19 protein-coding genes are annotated in these 20,600 nt (G+C 42.1%); 3 read left to right on the top strand and 16 right to left on the bottom strand.

Annotated elements, in window-relative coordinates; genetic code table 11:
- Nucleotides 1-9 precede the first annotated feature (9 nt).
- Both AC1XUD_RS06330 and pgi read left to right on the top strand, forming a co-directional pair.
- Nucleotides 10-846: a sugar phosphate isomerase/epimerase family protein gene (locus AC1XUD_RS06330; protein ID WP_483360126.1), complete on the top strand. Its 837-nt coding sequence runs from the start codon at nt 10-12 to the stop codon at nt 844-846.
- A 108-nt stretch (nt 847-954) separates the two neighbouring features.
- Nucleotides 955-2,604: a glucose-6-phosphate isomerase gene (pgi, locus tag AC1XUD_RS06325; RefSeq protein WP_483360125.1), complete on the top strand. Its 1,650-nt coding sequence runs from the start codon at nt 955-957 to the stop codon at nt 2,602-2,604.
- Here pgi and AC1XUD_RS06320 read toward each other — a convergent pair.
- Entirely contained in the window at nt 2,579-2,965 is a 387-nt protein-coding gene (locus AC1XUD_RS06320) for a VanZ family protein (RefSeq protein ID WP_483360124.1), read from the bottom strand. The two genes, pgi and AC1XUD_RS06320, sit on opposite strands and share 26 nt — an antisense overlap.
- A 145-nt stretch (nt 2,966-3,110) precedes the next feature.
- On the opposite strand from AC1XUD_RS06320, the gene AC1XUD_RS06315 reads away from it, so the two are divergent.
- On the top strand, nt 3,111-3,755 hold the full coding sequence (locus tag AC1XUD_RS06315; protein WP_483360123.1) for a response regulator: 645 nt from the start codon (nt 3,111-3,113) through the stop codon (nt 3,753-3,755).
- On the opposite strand, the gene AC1XUD_RS06310 is transcribed toward AC1XUD_RS06315, so the two are convergent.
- The 15 genes from AC1XUD_RS06310 to menB all read right to left on the bottom strand — a co-directional run bounded on the left by AC1XUD_RS06310 (nt 3,752) and on the right by menB (nt 20,456).
- Entirely contained in the window at nt 3,752-4,585 is an 834-nt protein-coding gene (locus AC1XUD_RS06310; RefSeq protein WP_483360122.1) for a sensor histidine kinase, read from the bottom strand. The two genes, AC1XUD_RS06315 and AC1XUD_RS06310, sit on opposite strands and share 4 nt — an antisense overlap.
- 316 nt (nt 4,586-4,901) lie before the next feature.
- On the bottom strand, nt 4,902-5,726 hold the full coding sequence (locus AC1XUD_RS06305) for a glucose 1-dehydrogenase (RefSeq protein ID WP_483360121.1): 825 nt from the start codon (nt 5,724-5,726) through the stop codon (nt 4,902-4,904).
- A complete protein-coding gene (locus AC1XUD_RS06300; protein WP_483360120.1) occupies nt 5,723-5,938 on the bottom strand; it encodes a hypothetical protein in 216 nt (71 codons plus the stop codon). The genes AC1XUD_RS06305 and AC1XUD_RS06300 overlap by 4 nt, the downstream gene beginning before the upstream one ends.
- Nucleotides 5,939-6,133: 195 nt before the next feature.
- Entirely contained in the window at nt 6,134-8,038 is a 1,905-nt protein-coding gene (gene dnaK / locus AC1XUD_RS06295) for a molecular chaperone DnaK (RefSeq protein ID WP_483360119.1), read from the bottom strand.
- Nucleotides 8,039-8,267: 229 nt separating this feature from the next.
- Nucleotides 8,268-10,796, bottom strand: a complete 2,529-nt coding sequence (locus AC1XUD_RS06290) for a phosphocholine-specific phospholipase C (RefSeq protein WP_483360118.1) — start codon at nt 10,794-10,796, stop codon at nt 8,268-8,270.
- A 203-nt stretch (nt 10,797-10,999) separates the two neighbouring features.
- Nucleotides 11,000-11,608, bottom strand: a complete 609-nt coding sequence (locus AC1XUD_RS06285) for a hypothetical protein (RefSeq protein ID WP_483360117.1) — start codon at nt 11,606-11,608, stop codon at nt 11,000-11,002.
- A gap of 102 nt (nt 11,609-11,710) precedes the next feature.
- The gene (gene rplT, locus AC1XUD_RS06280) at nt 11,711-12,055 is read right to left on the bottom strand and encodes a 50S ribosomal protein L20 (protein ID WP_483360116.1); all 345 of its coding nucleotides are present in this window, start codon (nt 12,053-12,055) and stop codon (nt 11,711-11,713) included.
- A 110-nt stretch (nt 12,056-12,165) separates the two neighbouring features.
- Nucleotides 12,166-12,360 carry a 50S ribosomal protein L35 gene (gene rpmI / locus AC1XUD_RS06275; protein WP_483360115.1) on the bottom strand — a complete coding sequence of 65 codons (195 nt, stop codon included), beginning with the start codon at nt 12,358-12,360 and terminating at the stop codon, nt 12,166-12,168.
- Between the two features lie 143 nt (nt 12,361-12,503).
- Nucleotides 12,504-13,055 (bottom strand): translation initiation factor IF-3, encoded by a 552-nt coding sequence (infC, locus tag AC1XUD_RS06270; RefSeq protein WP_483360114.1) that lies wholly within the window; start codon nt 13,053-13,055, stop codon nt 12,504-12,506.
- Between the two features lie 100 nt (nt 13,056-13,155).
- A complete protein-coding gene (gene thrS / locus AC1XUD_RS06265; protein ID WP_483360113.1) occupies nt 13,156-15,096 on the bottom strand; it encodes a threonine--tRNA ligase in 1,941 nt (646 codons plus the stop codon).
- Between the two features lie 95 nt (nt 15,097-15,191).
- Nucleotides 15,192-16,394 (bottom strand): tetratricopeptide repeat protein, encoded by a 1,203-nt coding sequence (locus tag AC1XUD_RS06260; protein ID WP_483360112.1) that lies wholly within the window; start codon nt 16,392-16,394, stop codon nt 15,192-15,194.
- An 86-nt stretch (nt 16,395-16,480) separates the two neighbouring features.
- Nucleotides 16,481-17,362 carry a class I SAM-dependent methyltransferase gene (locus AC1XUD_RS06255; RefSeq protein WP_483360111.1) on the bottom strand — a complete coding sequence of 294 codons (882 nt, stop codon included), beginning with the start codon at nt 17,360-17,362 and terminating at the stop codon, nt 16,481-16,483.
- A gap of 206 nt (nt 17,363-17,568) precedes the next feature.
- Nucleotides 17,569-19,137: a hypothetical protein gene (locus AC1XUD_RS06250; RefSeq protein ID WP_483360110.1), complete on the bottom strand. Its 1,569-nt coding sequence runs from the start codon at nt 19,135-19,137 to the stop codon at nt 17,569-17,571.
- Entirely contained in the window at nt 19,130-19,537 is a 408-nt protein-coding gene (locus AC1XUD_RS06245) for an EVE domain-containing protein (RefSeq protein WP_483360109.1), read from the bottom strand. Before AC1XUD_RS06245 ends, AC1XUD_RS06250 begins: the two co-directional genes overlap by 8 nt.
- Before the next feature lie 94 nt (nt 19,538-19,631).
- On the bottom strand, nt 19,632-20,456 hold the full coding sequence (menB, locus tag AC1XUD_RS06240) for a 1,4-dihydroxy-2-naphthoyl-CoA synthase (RefSeq protein ID WP_483360108.1): 825 nt from the start codon (nt 20,454-20,456) through the stop codon (nt 19,632-19,634).
- Nucleotides 20,457-20,600: the final 144 nt, after the last annotated feature.

Here is a 20,600-nt window from a genome sequence, read left to right as displayed (position 1 = left end):
ATATCAAACATGAGTTCAAGAAGAGATTTTTTAAAAAAGAGTATCGCTGGTCTTGCTGTCACCACTTTACCAATCAATGATATAACAACTTCCGTTTCGAAGAATACGGCGGAAGATACTTTCAAACTGGGTATCGCAGGTTTTAGCTTTGTCAATTTTAAATTGGATGAAGCACTGGCTATGATGAAAAAGGTCGACGTGCATTATTTATGTATAAAGGATTTTCACCTGCCTTATAAAAGCACGGCAGAGGAAATTGCGGCTTTTCATGCCAAATTAAAGGAGTCGGACGTAACCGGATATGCTGTTGGCCCCATTTATACAAAGACTCACGCCGACATAGACAATGCATTTGATTATGCAAAAAGGGTGGGGGTGAAGCTGATTATCGGTATTCCAAATCATGAGGACCTGCCATATCTGGAGACGAAGGTGAAAGAGTATGATATCAAATTTGCCATACATAATCATGGTCCGGAAGACAAGCTGTATCCTAGTGCCGCTTCGGTATATGAAAAAGTAAAAGATCTTGACCCGAGAATAGGCCTTTGTTTTGATATGGGTCACAATAAAAGAGACAACCATGACTCTGTCGCTGATTTGGGGAAATACGGAAAACGGATTTTTGATATGCATTTGAAAAACGTTACAAAAGCAGAAAAGTCAGGATCCACGTGCGAGCTTGGACGAGGTGTAATTGATATTCCTGCCTATGTTAAAATGCTGCGTAAGATTAAATATCCGGGAGTGTGCGCACTTGAATACGAGAAGGATATGAAAGACCCGTTGGCGGGTATCGCTGAGTCCGTAGGTTACTTCCGGGGGGTGTGCGATGCGTCACGTTGAAATGAAAGTGGTGTTAAGCAGATCAAAGTTTTGGGTTTGTTCATCAAAAATTGTGACGAAATGCTTATAATTGTCGATTGAAGTCATCTTGCTTAACACCATTTGAATATGCTAGCCTCTACACCTTTCGATCAAACAGCCGCCTATAAGAAGCTTAAAACTCACCAAAAAGCGATTTCGCAAAAACACATAAAGGATTTATTTCAGGAAGATCCGGAGCGGTTTCGTAAGTTTTCGATTCGCTTTGGAGACATTATTCTGGATTATTCTAAAAACAGAATTACAACCCGAACGCGCTCTTATTTAATTCAGCTGGCTGAGGAGGTGGGTGTGAAAGATGCGATCGAAAAAATGTTCAACGGCGACAAGATCAACGTGACCGAAGATCGTGCCGTGCTTCATACTGCGTTACGGAATCGGTCCAACACGCCTGTTTTGGTGGATGGGAAGGATGTGATGCCAGACGTAAATGAAGTATTGTCGAAGATGAAAGAATTTTCGGGTCGTGTACGCTCTGGTGCCTGGAAGGGATACTCCAATAAAGAAATAACTGATATAGTTAATATAGGCATTGGCGGAAGCGACTTGGGTCCTGTCATGGTTACCGAAGCACTTAAAGCGTATGGAAAAAAGGGTCTCAATGTCCATTTTGTCTCTAACGTCGACGGCACGCACATTGCAGAAACGTTGAAGGCATTGAATCCGGAGACTACCTTATTCATGATTGCTTCCAAAACGTTTACAACTCAGGAAACGATGGCAAACGCGCATAGCGCCCGCAACTGGTTTTTGGAAACTGCCAGCGATCCGGAGCATGTGAAAAAACATTTCGTGGCGATATCGACGAATCGTGGCGAAGTTGAAAAATTTGGCATCGATCCTGAAAATATGTTTGGATTTTGGGACTGGGTAGGCGGCCGTTATTCGCTTTGGTCCGCTATTGGTCTTTCCATCGCCTGCTTTGTAGGTTTTCAAAACTTTGAGCAACTTCTTGCCGGTGCTCATGATATGGATAACCATTTCAGAAATACCAAGCTGGATAAGAATATACCGGTAATACTTGCTTTGCTTGGTATCTGGTATAATAATTTTTTCGATGCGCAGTCTCATGCAATCCTTCCATATGACCAATATATGCACCGTTTTGCTGCCTATTTCCAACAAGGAGATATGGAGAGCAACGGAAAATATGTAGGAAGAGACGGCAAACCTGTGGGATATCAAACCGGTCCTGTGATTTGGGGAGAGCCCGGAACCAACGGCCAACATGCTTTTTACCAACTGATTCATCAGGGAACAAAGCTGATTCCATGCGATTTTATTGCTCCGGCAGTGAGCCACAATCCGCTAGGGGAGCACCACAAAATGTTGTTGTCTAACTTTTTCGCTCAAACTGAGGCTCTTATGAATGGCAAAACATATGAGGAAGCCAAAGCTGAATTGGTTGCGGCAGGCAAAAGTGAGGCTGAGATAGAAGCCCTTACCCCGTTTAAGGTTTTTACTGGAAACAGACCAACGAACTCATTCCTTGTTAAGAAAATTACTCCAAAAGTATTAGGTAGCTTGCTGGCGATGTACGAGCACAAGATTTTCGTTCAAGGCGTTATCTGGAACATCTTCAGCTTCGATCAATGGGGAGTTGAACTTGGAAAGCAGCTTGCCAACAAGATATATCCTGAATTGCAAAGCGACTGGCCGGTAAATAATCACGATAGCTCAACCAACGGATTGATCAATCAGTATAAGCGTTGGAGATAGTCGTCACTATATAGCGATTCAAAATAAAACCTAAAAATATTCCAGCAGTATCCGCCAGAAGGTCGGTCAAGTCAAAGGTTCGATTGAAAGGCAGGATATGCTGGAGTACTTCGAGAAGGAATCCGTAGGCGATTCCTATTATAATTATATTGAGGATTTTATCGGGGAATCTGAGGCGCCACAATATGGCCCAGACCGCGAATAGTCCAATATGAACAATCTTGTCAAATCCAGGAATTGGGTCTTTGGGGATATCATCTCCCGGCCAGTTACAGGCCAAAAGAATTAATACGGTCCAAAAAATTGCGCTCACCTGGGAGGTTGATAAAAATTTGAATATTCCTTTGATGATTTGATTCATCTGAGTTTTTAATGTTAGTCCAATAATTCAACGGGTGTCTAAAATAGAAACGATATTCAATTTTTAATCCTAATTGCTGAAACTTTATACATTATCCTCAAAATTCAATATTTCTACTTAGAATCAGTTTCTAGTTATCAACGTTATGGTCATCCCCAAAGCAAAAATTTTACTAGTCGACGATCACCAGATTGTACTTGACAGTCTTTCTCTCTTACTTTCTTCCTTTCCTCAAATTGAAGTCGCAGCAACTTTTACCAACGGGAACCAGGCTATAGAATTTCTCGAGACCAATTCCGTGGATCTTTTAATATCGGATTTGCGGATGCCGATCATGTCGGGTATCGAATTATGTGAACTGGCGCGTAAAATTAATCCGAAAATCAAGCTCCTGGTGTTGACAATGATTGAAGACGCCAAAAATGTACGTGCTGCCGTAAAACTTGGAGTGGATGGTTATCTATTAAAAATGACGGACGCCGACGAACTTTTGCATGCGATTACTACGGTATTGGACGGTAAAAAATATTTTAGTGATGAGGTTATCATTGAGCTTGCGTTAAACAAGGAGGAATCTAGTAATTTCAAAAATACAACTCGGCTAACTATTCGCGAAGTGGAAATTCTGAAACTGGTAGGTAAGGAAATGTCTACCAGCGAAATTGCTGATAAATTGTTTATTAGTGTACCAACAGTTGAAACTCACCGACGAAATATGATGCAAAAAATTGGTGCGAAAAGTGTGGTTGGGCTTGTTCTTTTTGCGGCAAGAAATGATTTACTGGACTAACATTCAAGGGGGATCTCAATAATTGTTTTGAGGCTTTTTTGGTGGTAGATATTACCATGTAATTTCAAGAGCTGACGTTTAATTTCAATTTCAAATGCGTCCGATCTAAAATTTCCGATGATAATCATCAATCGGTTTCCCTGAATCGTGAAAAAGATGTCCAAATTTTCCGTGGATGGCTGCAGTGTTATCAGCTGAAAAAAATTTCTATGGAAGTGCAGAAGATTATGTCGCTTTTCTCCGCTTAGTGCCTCATCAAGGCATTTGTTAGTTGCATCAAAAGCGTATGATATACCACTTGGCTTTAAGTAATATAGAGCGCTTTTCTGCAAATAATTCCACAAACTCGTGACATTATCCTGCTCAAAATCCGAAATCCAAATTACCTCGCTGACGTTCTCGATCAGGTGATGTGACGTTTCGATAATCTTTTGCAGATATTTATCCTTATCTGTGATCGAGCTTTTTGACAACGCAACCTGGCCCATCAGTTTCAACCCAAATAGTTCAGAACCGAGATTGTCGTTCATATCACGAGCAATTTTACCACGTTCTCTTTCGGTTGAAAATTTTTTCTGAACATCCTGATTTGCCAACGACGTCCTGTTCAGTAAAAATATTTTGCTGCTCACAAAGAATAAAAAGGAAGAAATTAAAAGGCACAAAGCTACAAACCACCACTCACTTCCGATTGCGATCAACAGTGTAATATTATGGCTAATTATAGCCGAGAGATCAAAATTCACCAACAAAAAACTTTTAACATCAAGGATTGGAATGACGTGGGGTGTGTGGTCTGGAATTAAAAATGCTGAGAGTGTGTAGCGCATGTCTTAAAACCATTATGGATACATACTAGTTGAAAGCTGTAATTATTTATTAAAATTTCACCAATTATTTAAGCAAAACAATAGCGAAATACAAAATCATGGTTTCCCAGTTTCATTTATCATGGTTTACCATGATGTAACGTATGCAACAATTTATCAATTTTGTAGAAGTGAAAAAGTAACTGAAAACATTATACACGCGTACTTCGAGACGAATCCAGTTTACCCTCCCCTATAAAATTAAAAACTCCCTCGCATTGAAATGCAAGGGAGTTTTTGCTTCTGAAGAAATCGTCATATGTTTTTTAACTGTCGATCAACCATTATCTGCAAATTCCGGGTATAAGGTCATTCCGCCGTCGATATACATGGTTTCGCCATTAACATAGTCAGAGTCATCAGATGCCAACCAGGCCACTGCCTTTGCGACATCTTCAGCGGTACCGATTCGTTTATAGGGAATAAGGTTCAAAAGCTGTTCATATTTCTCGGGATTAGACCAGACTTCCTGGTTAATAGTCGTCTTGATCGCCCCAGGGCTCACTGCATTCACCCGAATTTTGTAAGGAGCAAGTTCCTGGGATATGGATTTCATTAGCATGGATATCCCGCCTTTTGACGCGGCGTAATTTACATGTCCAGCCCATGGAATGATATCATGAACAGAACTCATCATCACAATTTTACCAATTGAGGTTGACTGATCCGTGACTTCTTTGGTTTTGTCTTGCTGGGAAACAAATTGTTGCGCAGCTTTCTGACAAACAAGAAATTGCCCTGTCAGATTAACATCAATTACTTTTTGCCATTGATCCAGCGTCATTTCCAAAAAAGATGAATCTTTTTGGAGGCCTGCATTGCTTATCATAATATCCAACCGGCCATATGCTTTGATTGTTTCGTCGAACAAAAAATTTACATCAGCCGCTTTACTTACGTCAGCTTTTACCAAAATGGCTTCGCCACCTCTACCTATTATTTCATCATAAGTAGCCTGGCCCTCGGCCTGGTTGCTATTGTAATTTACAACTACTTTGGCTCCATGCTCAGCCAAATGCACGGCACATGCTTTTCCGATCCCTGAACTGGAACCTGTTACTATTGCTACTTGATTCTGAAATCTGGTTCCTGGTGTGTTCATAGTGCTTCCTTGTCATTCAACTTAAGTTTTTTCCAAACTTTCCTGTTCACATTTTTCACCGCCCAATTTTTGGCAATAAGAATAGCCTTCGCAACTGCTTCCTTCGGCGATATATCACCAGCTCTCAGAAGTTCCTGCGTAATAACTATGGCTCTTTCACGTGTGGTTGGAGAAAGGTACATTAATTCGGGAAGTGCTATGGTTGTGTACATATGGCTTTAAGCTAAGTTAAGTTGATTGAAATTCGTTTTTGTTGCCTTATAAAAATTCGATGCCAGTTAGTGAATTGAGATTATGTTTCCCCACTATACCCGGAACTTCAATGGCTTAGCAGGGATGACCGGAGAAATAAAGTGTAAAAAAAATCCCCATCGGTCAAAATGGGGATTTTTGAGCAACCGTAGGTATTATTTTACTTCTTCGAAATTTACGTCAGTCACATCTTCTGTTCCTGCACCGTTTCCTGGTTCAGGATTACCTTGTGCGGCATTACCGTCTGGTTGGCCGGGAGCTCCCTGAGCATACATTTCTTGTGAAGCGGCTTGCCATGCAGCATTTAATTTCTCCATAGCAGCATCAATACCTTCAACATTTTGGCTTGAATGAGCACCCTTCAATTCCGTAAGTGCACCTTGGATTGCAGTTTTATTTGAATCCGAAAGTTTGTCGCCATATTCAGTCAGTTGCTTCTCAGTTGAGAATATCAAGCTGTCTGCCGCGTTGATTTTATCAATTTTTTCACGTTCCGCTTTGTCCGCAGCTTCGTTAGCTTTCGCTTCCTGACGCATACGTTCGATTTCAGCATCTGTTAAGCCACTTGAAGCTTCGATACGGATTTTTTGTTCTTTACCAGTTCCCTTGTCTTTCGCGGAAACATTAAGGATACCGTTTGCATCTACGTCAAAGGTCACTTCAATTTGAGGAGTACCACGTTGAGCCGGTGGAATATCCGACAAGTGGAAACGACCCAAAGTTCTGTTTTGAGCAGCCAAAGGACGCTCTCCCTGAAGAACGTGGATTTCTACGGATGGCTGATTGTCAGCAGCTGTTGAGAAAGTCTCAGTTTTCTTCGTTGGGATTGTTGTGTTTGCTTCGATCAATTTGGTAGATACACCACCCAAAGTCTCGATACCCAATGAAAGAGGTATCACATCAAGAAGAAGTACGTCTTTCACTTCACCCGTCAATACACCACCTTGAATAGCTGCACCAACTGCAACCGCTTCATCAGGGTTAACGTTTTTTGACGGCTTTCTTCCGAAGAATTTCTCAACTTCTTCCTGAACACGAGGAATACGAGTTGATCCACCAACAAGGATTACTTCGCTGATATCACTGTTCGAATATCCTGCATTTTTCATGGCTCTTTTGCAAGGTTCCATCATACGCTGGAACAAACTGTCTGCCAATTGTTCGAATTTCGCTTTAGTAAGCGTGCGAACAAGGTGCTTAGGAATACCGTCTACCGGGAATATATATGGAAGGTTGATTTCAGTCTGAGTAGAGCTAGACAATTCGACCTTAGCTTTTTCAGCTGCTTCTTTCAAACGTTGCAGCGCCATAGGATCTCTTCTAAGGTCTACATTTTCGTCTTTCTGGAATTCGTCAGCAAGCCAGTTGATAATCACCTGGTCAAAGTCATCACCACCCAGGTGCGTATCACCATCTGTTGATTTTACTTCAAAAACGCCGTCTCCCAATTCAAGGATCGAAACGTCGAAAGTACCACCACCCAAATCGAAAACCGCAATTTTCATATCGTGGTGTTGCTTATCAAGACCATATGCCAAAGCAGCAGCAGTAGGCTCGTTGATAATCCTTTTTACATCAAGACCGGCAATTTGTCCTGCTTCTTTTGTAGCCTGACGTTCAGCATCATTGAAATAAGCCGGCACGGTAATCACCGCCTCGGTTACTTCTTGGCCAAGATAGTCTTCTGCAGTCTGCTTCATTTTAACAAGAATGAAAGCAGAAATTTCCTGTGGAGTATATAGTCTGTCTCCAATCGGAACTCGTGGTGTATTGTTAGGGCCTTTTTCAACCGAATATGCGACAGTTTTCATTTCACTAGTCACATCGTCGTATTTCTTACCCATGAAACGCTTGATAGAGCTTACTGTATGTTTGGGATTGGTTATCGCCTGACGCTTGGCAGGCGCACCTATCTTACGCTCACCGCTATCCATGAATGCAACCACCGAAGGAGTAGTACGAGCGCCTTCGCTATTTGCAATCACCACTGGCTCGTTACCTTCCATGACAGCCACACAGGAGTTAGTAGTTCCTAAGTCTATGCCAATTATTTTTCCCATTTTTCCTGATTATAAGTTATGTATTGATTTTAGTTTATGACAACCCTTTTGGTGGGTCAAATTCCCGAGAGAATAAACTCTTTTATAAAAAGCCCGTACCAGAGTTGGCTTTCAAAGAGCGTGGTGACAAAGTGTCAGTACAACCTGAGTGAATATTCAAAAAAGAAAGGAGGTTGAAAAACAGAAAACCCTCTGTTTTTCAAACCTCCTGAAATTTGGAAAAGCCCTATTATATCATTCTGCCCATAAACGGGTCGCTGACGCTTTCATTTCCTGTTTCGATATGACCTGCATAACGCTGATGAAAGCCTGGAATGCCTTCTACCGAAACGGTGAAATCATACCAGTTATGGCTTTTTTCAAATGAGAGTAAGAGGTTCTCCGATTCACCTGCGCGAATCACTTTGTGCTGATTCTTAGATTTATATGCGTTATCCCAGATCAGAATAGTCTTCGATTCTGAGCCAGCAGGGACATTAATTTTTAAGTTTACTTTTCCGCTAGCCTTGTTGCCCTTGATGGTATGATACAAAAACTGAATATCTGGAAGTGCCTGACCATGGCTGCCTGCAAATTCTCTCAGAAAGCCGTTCGGTCCATAAACTTTGATATCATATTGACCATTATCAAAGTCAGCCAGAGCCCACGAATCAGATAATTCATCACCTGCTTTTACGGCATAGTTTCTGATTGCAACATCAGCGTCATTATAATTTCCGTTCGTATAAACGACAAACGGCGCGCCTGCCGACTGACTGTCAAATATGACATTTCCTGCTTTGAATTTTATTTCGAATGCTTTTTTGTCAGTAGAAAGCTTGCCATCCGCATAAAGCTCATACGGCAATGCACACGACGGCCGGGTACCTTTTTCCTGTTTAGGCATTAAAGAGGTGCTAGAACTTTTATTCACACGGTCAATTTCTTCGCTATTCAATGCCTTATACCCGGACGGGAGTTTTCGGTATTGGGCATTATGAATTGTTTCCATAAAGTCTTCCCTATTCAAAAATGGGGGGAGTGCCACCGGTGTGCCGTCATATGGCTTGAACGTGGAAGTTAAATCTCCGCAGACCGTCCTCCTCCATTCCGAAATGTTTTCCTCCTTGATATTTTTCCCGGTCTTGTGGCTCACAAATTTTTCCAGAAACTGAAGAATTGAAGTATGGTCAAAAACCTCTGAACACACATTCCCGCCTCGATTCCATGGAGAGGCCAAAACCAGTGGAACGCGGAATCCCAATCCAATCGGACTTTCTCTACTTTCAGGTTTTTCCTTTTTGGTCATATCGTGCTCCAGCGTCACGAATTCTACCTTTGTGTCAATACCGGCTGACACCTTCCCGGTATTTTCTTTATATGGATGGGGAACGACGAAAGGAGGGACGTGATCGAAGTAGCCGTCGTTTTCGTCGTAACAAAGAATGAAAATCGTTTTCTTCCAGACCTCAGGATTTTTGGTCAGGATATCCATCACCTCTGACACATACCACGCGCCAAACCAGGGAGCACCCGGGTGATCGGAAAAGTTTTCGGGTGCGACCAGCCATGAAACGGTCGGTAATTTTCCGCTGTTGACATCATTTCTGAACTGAAATAAAGTATCGCCTAATGGAGCTTTTGCCTCATTTTCAATATCACCGTCCATATACTTCACCGTTGTGATGGATCGGTAATCCGGATCATTTCTATTGGTGGTAAAAGCTTTTCGATGGATATTCTTTTGATAGTCAGTGAGTTTGTCAAAATTTTCCGGGCTCCATTCGTTGAGTTCAGCCTTCAGGAACTCATAGAGAAGACCCTTTTCTTCCATTAAGTGGTTGATTTTGGTTGCCTCTTCTGAACCAGCTTTCAGGTCTTTTAATCGACTCCTCAATTCGCGCACCTCTTCAGGAAGTTCCTTGAGTTTTTGGTTTAAATAATTTTGATATCCGGTATGGAATCTTACATGATATTGCTTAAACCATTCAATCGGACTGTCTGTAAAATTGGCAAGCCATGAGTCTTCTTCTCCCGTAAATCCGGTACGGATACTCAATTCATTTTGATAAATACGCCATGAAACGTTGTTTTCCTCCAATCGTTCCGGAAAGGTTTTCCAGGAAGCCTCGCGATCGTCCGTGACATTTTCGTTTCTGACATTGGCATAAGACTCAGGCTTAGGTTCTTCTCTTACAGTTCCTGTCCAGAGATATAGCCTATTGGGAGTTGTTCCGGTCAGGGAAGAACAAAAATTCTGATCACAAACAGTAAATGCGTCAGCAAGGGCATAGTAAAAAGGGATATCCTCACGATTATAGTAACCTTGAGTTAAAGGCATTTTTTGGTAGTCTTTGTTTCCGGGCTGTTTGGCAATCAGCCATTTGTCATATTGGCCCTTGTTTCTCGCGTCAACCTGGTTTGGCCATGAATGAGGGAGAGAACCCATCCACGTAGCTTTTGACTCTTTCATATTGAGGCGGAAAGGCACATATGTTTCGCCAAAGGCGTTCGTCTGTAACCAGACCAAATTTTTATTCGGTAGAGTTATCGCTCGAGGATCGTTAAATCCGCGGACACCTCGAAGCGTTCCATACGCGTGGTCGAAGGAACGGTTTTCCTGCATTAGTATCACCACATGTTCGGCGTCGAGATATGTAGTTCCGGGTGCTGGATTTATGGCAAGGGCTTTTTGTATAGAGTCGGGAAGGGCACTGAATAGTCCGGCGGCTCCGGTGAGCATCGTCGCTTTTTTAATAAATTCTCTCCTTGATTCCATTAGGCAAGTTCTTGGTGGTTTAGTCTTAACTATTGAATTACGTAGTTTTTTTCAAATGTACCATCAAATGAACGCCGCGATGCATATCATTCATTAAGAAATTTTAAAAAATCTCCATATTAGATGCTTCACAGGTTAACAAATACTGAAAAAGGCCCGCCATTCAAAACAGAATGCGGGCCCTAAAAAAGGTAACAATTTACTTATTTTCCAAAAAGCCCTCCCAGCATACCGCCGAGATCCAGGCCTCCTCCTTGCTGAGATTGGTTATTACTTCCGCCACCAAACATGCTTCCCCCAACACGCATCAGATCATTCATGTCCAGCTTTCCATCAGCGAGTGCATATCCGATCTGGTTAAAATCGAATCCCGAGTTTTGAGATGTCTGAGCATTGCCTGCACCCAGCAACCCACCGAGCAGACCGTTAAAATCCATACTTGAATCATTTGGGTTGCTCACTTTTCCGGCAAGTGCGCCGAGCACGCTTGGCAATACCGAGGCCACGATACCACTTGCTGCGGAGCTATCTAGTCCGAATTTTTCCATGATACTGCCAATCGCATTATTCGATATAGTAGAAGCAACGGGATTTGACATTAACCCTGATGTGCCACCTTGAGATGCTCTGCCTGAAAGCAATCCCATAATATCCTGAACGTTGCCGCTTTGCGCATGTTGCTGCAACCCACCGGTGATGGAACCCAGAATGGTCTGCATTACATCGTCATTATGTTCATTAGGCACGGCCGGATTTTGTATAATGGCTTCTTGCGAGTTGTCCTTAATAAGTCCGAGAAGTTGTTCTAGCATGTCAGTTAAGTTTTTAAATTTGAAAATTTAAGACGCTAGGAGTGAAGAAGTGTAACGGGAGGGGTGACAAAAAAAATCCCGCCATCAGGCGGGATTGCTGTTTTATTTTACTTGATCAACGACTGCCTTAAATGCATCCGGATGATTCATTGCCAAATCGGCAAGTACTTTTCTGTTTAGCTTAATTCCACCGGAAGTCAGCTTACCTATAAGGGCAGAATATGAAAGTCCGTGAAGACGTGCTCCTGCGTTAATACGCTGGATCCAAAGTGCACGGAAGTTACGTTTCTTTTGTTTACGACCTTCGTACGCATAGCCCAAACCTTTTTCAACGGCATTTTTGGCTACGGTCCAAACATTTTTACGACGGCCATAATAGCCTTTCGCTAATTTTAATACTTTTTTACGTCTTGCACGCGACGCAACGTGGTTCACTGAACGTGGCATAATTTTAACTGTTTTTGAAAGTCGGCGCCCATTTAGGAGACTTTAAGCCGGCAATCGGGTTGAACAAAAAACCGAAATGGTATTTTTAATTTTTCTGGCCGCAGCGGAAATTATTTCCGAAGCATTGCCAATACTTGCTTCTCGTTGCTAACATCGATCAAACCAGTTTTAACCAAATTGCGCTTGCGCTTGTTTGATTTTTTGGTAAGGATGTGGCTGTGAAACGCATGTTTACGTTTGATTTTACCTGTTCCGGTTAATGCGAATCTTTTTTTCGCACCGGAGTTGGTTTTCATTTTAGGCATGATACACTTAAATAATAGTTGATTAAATATAAAACAGCGCGCAAAATTAAACAATTTGTCCGTAAACAAAAAATCGTATGAACAACAAGTGGCTGTCCATACGATTTTGTCAAATATATATATCTGATTCCGAACCGGCGAAATTACTTCTTAGGCTGTGCAGGAGTAAGAATAATAGTCATTCTTTTTCCTTCCAATTTCGGCTCCATTTCCAGCTTGCCGTATTCGGTCAAAGCTTCGGAAAATTTGTTAAGCAGGTTTGTACCTCTTTCCTTGAACACGATCGTACGACCTACAAAGTGTACATAAGCTTTAACTTTAGAACCTTCTTTCAAAAAGTTGATCGCATGTTTTAATTTGAAATCAAAATCGTGATCATCAGTATTAGGACCGAATCTGATTTCTTTAATAACAACTTTCTGAGCCTTTGCTTTTATTTCCTTTTGTTTCTTCTTCTGCTCGTATTTGAATTTGGAGTAGTCAACTACTTTGCAAACCGGAGGAACTGCTGTGGGTGCAATTTCAACCAGATCAAGGCCTTGCTCTTTTGCTAAAGCCCTTGCAGTGGCGATATCAACAACACCAGGCTCAATATTTTCTCCAACCAGGCGGACTTCTTTCGATGTAATTAGTTCATTTATTTTGTAGGGTTCTTCGGGAACTCTCAACCGGCCTCTAGTGGGTCTTAATGCCATATATTATTGGATTGGTGACTTTTTTGTTTAGGTGAAATTTACAATTCTAACATCCCTGCTACAAAAATAGTGCGTTATTGGTTGATATTCAGTATTATTTTTAAATTTTGGCTTCTTTTTTGAAGAATGCAGCAAACTCTGCTACCGTCATACTTCCCAAATCGCCTTCTCCCTTCCGCCGTACAGACAATTTGCCTTCTTCCATTTCCTTCTCACCGACGATCAGCATGAAAGGAACCTTGGTAACTTCCGCATCACGAATCTTACGACCAATTTTCTCGTCACGATGGTCTACAAATCCTCTGATATCACTGTCCTGAAGCTGGAAAAATACTTCTTCTGCGTAATCAGCATACTTTTCGGAGATTGGAAGTATCGCGATCTGATCAGGTGAAAGCCAAAGTGGGAATTGTCCTCCCGAGTTTTCGATCAGGATAGCAATGAAACGCTCCATAGATCCAAAAGGTGCACGGTGAAGCATTACAGGCTGGTGTTTCTGATTATCCGAACCGGTATACTCAAGGCTGAATCTTTGTGGAAGCTGATAATCTACCTGAATAGTGCCAAGCTGCCACTTGCGACCCAATGCATCTCTCACCATGAAATCGAGCTTCGGGCCATAGAATGCCGCTTCACCTAATTCCGTAACAGTGTTCAAACCTTTTTCGGCAGCGGCTTCGATGATGGCGGATTCCGCTTTTTCCCAGTCAGCATCGTTACCGATATATTTCTGCTTGTTTTCAGGATCACGAAGTGATATCTGTGCGCTATAATCATCAAATCCAAGCGATTTGAATACATAAAGCACCAGGTCGATCACGCGGATAAACTCTTCCTTAACCTGGTCCGGCCTGCAGAAAATATGCGCATCATCCTGAGTGAATCCCCGAACACGTGTCAAACCATGAAGCTCACCACTTTGCTCATAACGATATACGGTACCAAACTCAGCAAAACGCAACGGAAGATCTTTATACGATCGGGGGGAGGTTTTGTAAATTTCACAATGATGCGGACAATTCATCGGCTTAAGCATATACTCCTCGCCAACGTTCGGAGTTTTGATAGGCTGAAATGAATCCTTGCCATATTTATCCCAGTGACCTGAGGTTACATAAAGTTCTTTGCTACCGATATGCGGCGTAACAACCGGCAAATATCCCGCTCTTGTCTGCGCTTTTTTCAAAAAGCTCTCCAGACGATCGCGAAGCATCGCGCCCTTCGGTAACCACAACGGAAGTCCTTGGCCAACTTTTTCAGAAAAAGCAAAGAGTTCAAGTTCTTTTCCCAGTCTCCTGTGGTCACGTTTTTTCGCTTCCTCCATTAAAGTAACATACTCTTCCAACTCTTTTTGTTTTGGAAAAGTGATACCGTAAATACGGGTAAGCATTTTATTTTCCTGCTTGTTGCGCCAGTATGCACCCGCAATGTTTGTCAGCTTGATCGCTTTTACAAAACCGGTGTTAGGAATATGTGGTCCGCGACATAAGTCTGTAAAGTTTCCCTGCTCATAGAGCGTAATTGAACCGTCTTCAAGACCGTCAATTAGCTCAAGCTTATATTGATCTCCCTTTTTTGTAAAAAAGTCAATTGCATCTGCTTTACTGATCGGTTTGCGGATATACTCGCTTTTCTGGCGTGCCAGTTCCAGCATTTTCGCCTCGATTTTAGGAAAATCGTCTTGTGACAATGTATTTTCCCCCAAATCAACGTCATAGTAAAAGCCTCTTTCCAATGAAGGACCCGTACCAAATTTAATACCCGGATATAATGCCTCAAGTGCCTCAGCCAGTAAGTGAGCCGAAGAGTGCCAAAACGTCGCTTTGCCATCGTCGTCATTCCACGTCAAAAGTTTGACGCGAGAATCTTCATGAATGGCACGGGTTGGGTCCCAAACTTCGTCATTAACTTTGGCGGCTAAAACATTTCTTGCCAAACCTTCACTGATACTCAGTGCAATTTCCAGGGCAGTTACTCCTTTTGGATAGTCACGCTGACTTCCGTCGGGAAGGGTAATTTTTACTAGGGAATCGTCTTTCATTAAAAAGAATTCTATATATAATCGTTAATGCTTGCGGCTGATATTAGATAATGGGCTATTGAAAAATGCCCATTTCAGGTCTATGCGGTACAAATCTATTGAATTTTAGCTTTTCGAGAAGAATCTACATTTATATTTGTCACACCGCGCGGCTGTATCATTTGCAGTTTTATGCGTGTTGTGTCGAGCGATTTTCGAAATTCCTTTTCTTCGGATTCGGACAGATAAGAATCTGTAAGGTACGCATTTTCTCGCTGCCTGATCCTCCACATACCATATCGGGCGTCTTTGTCTGTCGGAATTTTAGCTAAAATCTTTCCGTAATATTCTTTCGCCTTTTCATAATCGCCTAACTTTTCGTTGCAAAAGCCGAGCTGTGTGATGATCAGCTGATCTTCGGGTTTAAGGCTAAGTAGTTTTAAAAGAGGCGGAATAGCCTCATTATAGGCTCCTATCCTGATACTTGTTTCGGCAAGAGTCTGCATGGTAACCTTGTTAGAAGGATTCAGCGCGAGCGACTTCTTATAAAATATAATTGCAGTGTCAGGTTTTGCCAACACGTTGAATATTTCTCCTCGTTCAAAAAACAGCTCGGCACGCTCAGGGAAAAATCGGATTGCTCGATTGTTATATGAAAGGGCTTCGGCATAGTTGTGTTGTGTTCTATATAATATTGTTGCTTGCAGATAAGCCCTAAGCAGACGTGGATTCATATCAATAGCCTCATTGAGGCTGGATAAACTCGCGAGAGTGTCGCCCTGATTCGCCTGCAGCATTCCGCGGATGTAATAAACGGATCCGTCATATGGAGCCATCTTCATCGCCTGATTCAGATAAGCAGTGGCGCGATTGAAGCTTTTTCTGGTTTGATATATATCTGCAAGCAAAATGTACAAATCAGAAGAAGACTGTTGCAGGGCCTCCGCGCGTTCAGCATCTTCCAAAGCATTATTGACGCGGCCAAGCTCCATATTAATCTTTCCGCGCAAAAGGTAATATTCACCAGCGTTGGGTTGCTCATAAACAGACTCATTTATATCACTTAGAGCCTCCTGATATTTCTCCTGATCCAGAAAAATCCTTGCCCTTTTAAAGTAATTGATATCAATGTCAATCCCTCGGCTGATAAGGTCAGACAGAGAGCTAAGCGCATCCTTTTGCCAATCCGCTTTCGATTTTTTGACAAGTGGCGGAATCTTTGTGCTATTTCTTGCATCGCTTTGGCACGATAGGTTCAGGGCCAGCAAAATGATGGCGAAGATATAGACGGCAGTTTTCAGGACTTTTGACTTATACATAGTGTCTTGCAGCGGGAAAGAAAAAAGCGAAACTCTTCTCCGAAAAGCAAAGGACAAATTTGGACAAACTTTTTTCAATATGCGGTCTACAAATCTGAAAATCTTGAAAAAACACCTAAAGGGAGGCGTTTGCCGAAGGAGTCAGGTATATATAGTTCGCCATACTCGTGATTGATATCCTTGCCAAAATGGGCTTTGATCAGGTTGTCGACGATCAAGGCAGAAAAGCCTAACGAATACAAATTGATGATGAAAAAGTAATTTTCTTTCTTCAACAACTGGGCGCAAAGGCGGAGAATTTCGTTTAAATTCTCTTCTAAAAGCCATTTTTCTCCATCAGGCCCACGACCATATGCAGGTGGATCCAGGATAATGCCATTATATTGATTTCCCCGGCGCACCTCACGTTGCACAAATTTCAGCGCGTCTTCTACTACCCAACGGATATTTGTCAATCCGCTCAACTCCATATTTTCCCGAGACCAGCTGATCACCTGTTTTACAGAATCCACGTGGGTAACATCCGCACCAGATGCTTTGGCGGCCAAAGAAGCTATTCCGGTATATGCAAACAGATTCAAAACGCTTGGTTTATCTTCTTTTATGCCCGAAAGCTTTTGAGAAATGTAATCCCAATTAGTTGCCTGTTCCGGGAATATACCAACGTGCTTAAATGAAGATAATGCCAATTTGGCACGCAAATGGAGTTTTCCTGATCGATATTGAACTACCCAGCGCTCCGGCATTTCACCCTTTGTAACCCATTGGCCTTTTTCCTGTGAATTTTTATCTCGCTTAAAAACAGCATTAGTTTGGCGGTCCCATTCAGCTTCTGAAAGGGACTTGTCCCATATAGCCTGAGGCTCAGGACGTGAAACGATATAAGGTCCAAATCTTTCCAATTTCTCAAAAGATCCAGAGTCAATAAGTTGGTAATCAGTATTTTGTTCTGGTGTTAAAAGTAGCACGAGGGGAGCTATTAGCGGTTAGTGATTAGCTATTAGTTTTTGGCTAGTAGCGGTTAGTTTTAATTATTGATTTTAAGTCCGTGAAAAATGAACTGGATTTCCCAGCCAAATTATGAGACCAGGGTTGTAGCAACGCAAATAAGTTGATTCTCAAAAAACGAAAACGAGCTACATCTGCTCTTGGCTAACCCTTCATTCCTTACAACTCAAAAGGCTATTTTATTTAGATAATAAACATTCCTGCGTCCACGTGTTTGGGCGTCACCAGCTGCGTTGACGATACGTTGTTCTCCCCAGGCAAGGAAAAAATTGTCATACCAATAATCCAGTCCGTCGGTGCTCGTTCTTTTGACTTTGTCACCTTCCACATTCGTTTGGTTTGGAATAGACTGGTCGGCGTTGACAACCTGATCATTTTTGATGATCTTACTTTTTATGGCTCCGTTGTGGCTGTATAATAATTTGGTATTGCCATTTGGTTCCATCTGTATCTTTATTTTTTCACGGAGATCCATCGTTTTTACATTATCAAAGCTAATGCTGTTGTCCCAAAGTAACTTTCCATCCGCTCCTAATTCTGCCACTACGGCATGGGTGTAGGTGAAGCCATCAAATATTTGCTGACCATAGCCTCTGCCGCCGTACATTGGATTCCAAAGATATGGATTGTACAATCCGACACCCATTGGGTAGCCCATCATGTAGCCATAGCCCAAACCACCCATCATACCTGAATTTTGGTATCGATATTCTGGGTAGAATACTTCGGCGACCAAAATGAAGTCGTTGCCTTTCGGTATCAGATCATGTACTAACAGTCGATAATTCAGCTTAACCTCGTCGCCGGTTTCCTTCTTTTTTTTGATCTTCTTCTCCATCTTTTCCTGCTGCCTTTCGCTCATATAGTCGAAAAAATTCTTAAAATCAGTGAAACTATGGTATTGGGTAAAGATGGTCTGATCGTTGATAATCTTGCTAACATATAATCCCTGAGACGCGGCGTTTGTACTACTCTGCATGTTCCGGTAGCCATATGTTCCAATTACGACGCGGACAGAATCATTCAATATTTGCAAACGTCCGTTCAGAAGGGAGTAATCCTCATCCGGATCTACGCTAACCTGGGTATACAATTCTCCGTTTTCCTGATAAGAACGCGCCACGATCTTGGTTTGACGTCCTTTTTTTACAGCAAAACAAACATTGACCAATTGATGCAAAGTATCGACTTCAACAGTTTGAATAGCATTTGAACCCTTTATAGCAGTCGGCAAAATCTTGGTTTGCGAGTTCGTAAGGTCAGTATATATCAATACAGGCTCATTTCTGACCATTCCGGCCATATAAACTGAGTAGCCCAAAGTTTTAAAGTCTGTGATTTCAAACCGGTCAACGGTATTAATTGTGAAGCTTTCTACAAAACCGGGGCCGATATTCACCTTCACAATCTGATATAAAGAGCTCCTGTATTTGGCAAAGAGAAGAAACACCGAACGGCCGTCATAAGAGGAGGCCATATAGTCCAGATTATTTTCAACGGGTCCGTCGATAGACCAAATTCTGTCGAGATTGGTATCGAATTTCTGAACGTTAAACTGACCCTTATCTGGTTTTGAAATAACGAGAACCCCCTTATCGCCCAGCGCAATAGTTTGATATGGTATCTCACTTCCGTTGAGCGGCAGTTCAATTCTTCTGGAAGATTGAGCCTGCGCAATTTGGAAAATCAGAATACTTAATACCGAAAAAAGACAGAACAGCTTTCTTTTATTCATGTGCCAAAGCAACAATTAGGTCAAATTCTTCCGGTCTTACCGGCGATACAGACAAACGGGAAAGCTTTATAATCGCCATATCCTGGAGGCGTTTATCGGCTTTTATCTGAGCCAGCGTGACTGTCTTGGGAAATTTTTCGACTGGGACGAATTCTACAACAACCCACCGAGGATCGTCTGTTGTCGGGTCAGGATAATGTTCTTTTGAAACTTTTGCCATACCTACAACTTCCTTGCCTTCGTTGCTGTGATAAAACAAAACGAGGTCACCAACTTTCATTTCCATCATATTGTTACGAGCCGCATAATTGCGTACGCCGTCCCACATAGATTTGCCTTCCTCTACAAAATGATCCCAGGAATATTTAAAAGGTTCCGATTTAATCAGCCAGTAATTCATTTACTTTTTTGCTTAAAAACGACCGCATAAAGCACTGTCGTTTAGTATAAGTTTAATATTTATAAAACGGTGAAATTCGCGAAATCCTTGTAGGTCAGGGAAATTTTGGGAATTTGCTGAAATCGGGCGTTCTCTTTTCAAGGAATGAATTGAAACCTTCTTTCGCTTCATCGCTCAGGTAATATAGCAAAGTTGCGTTACCCGCCAATTCCTGAATACCTGCCTGACCGTCCAGTTCGGCATTGAACGCGCTTTTTAGCATCCGGATCGATAGCGGACTTTTCACCTGAATTTTTTTACACCATTCAATGGTAGTGGCTTCCAAGTCTTCCAGAGGAACTACTTTATTTACCAATCCCATATTGAGAGCCTCTGACGCATCATATTGATCGCAAAGGAACCATATCTCTCTTGCTTTTTTCTGTCCAACCACACGAGCGAGATAGGAAGCACCAAAACCACCGTCAAAACTTCCGACTTTTGGTCCTGTCTGTCCAAAACGGGCATTTTCAGCCGCAATCGACATATCACAAATTACGTGAAGTACGTGTCCGCCACCGATAGCCCAGCCAGCTACCATTGCAATCACTACTTTTGGAATGGAACGGATCATTTTCTGCAAATCCAGAACATTCAGACGTGGAATATGGTCGTCACCGATATAACCTCCGTGCCCGCGAACCGATTGATCGCCGCCGGAGCAGAATGCTTTTCCACCTTCACCTGAAATGACAATTACCTCAATCTTAGGATCTTCCCGACAGATATGCATCGCATTGATCATCTCGTCGATGGTCTGAGGCGTAAATGCGTTATGCTTGTGAGGACGGTTTATGCTAATTTTGGCGATACCTTCATGAAAAAGAAAAAGTATATCCTGATATTCTTTGATGGTTTCCCACTGAACTGAAGCAGACATAAAATTATTGGTAAATGAAAGAAAGGGAAGAATATTCATCCCGTCAGTTATGATCTGCGAAATTAAAGATTGTTTGGTGACCATCAAAAAACAAAATTTGCAGATCAGATTTCCAAGCCAGCCAGAAACGATATTGTGATGCTA

The organism is Dyadobacter sp. HNCC25DJ184 (assembly GCF_056895215.1).
The sequence above is the reverse complement of the archived record's forward strand: the minus strand, read 5'-3'. Positions and strand labels throughout refer to the sequence as shown.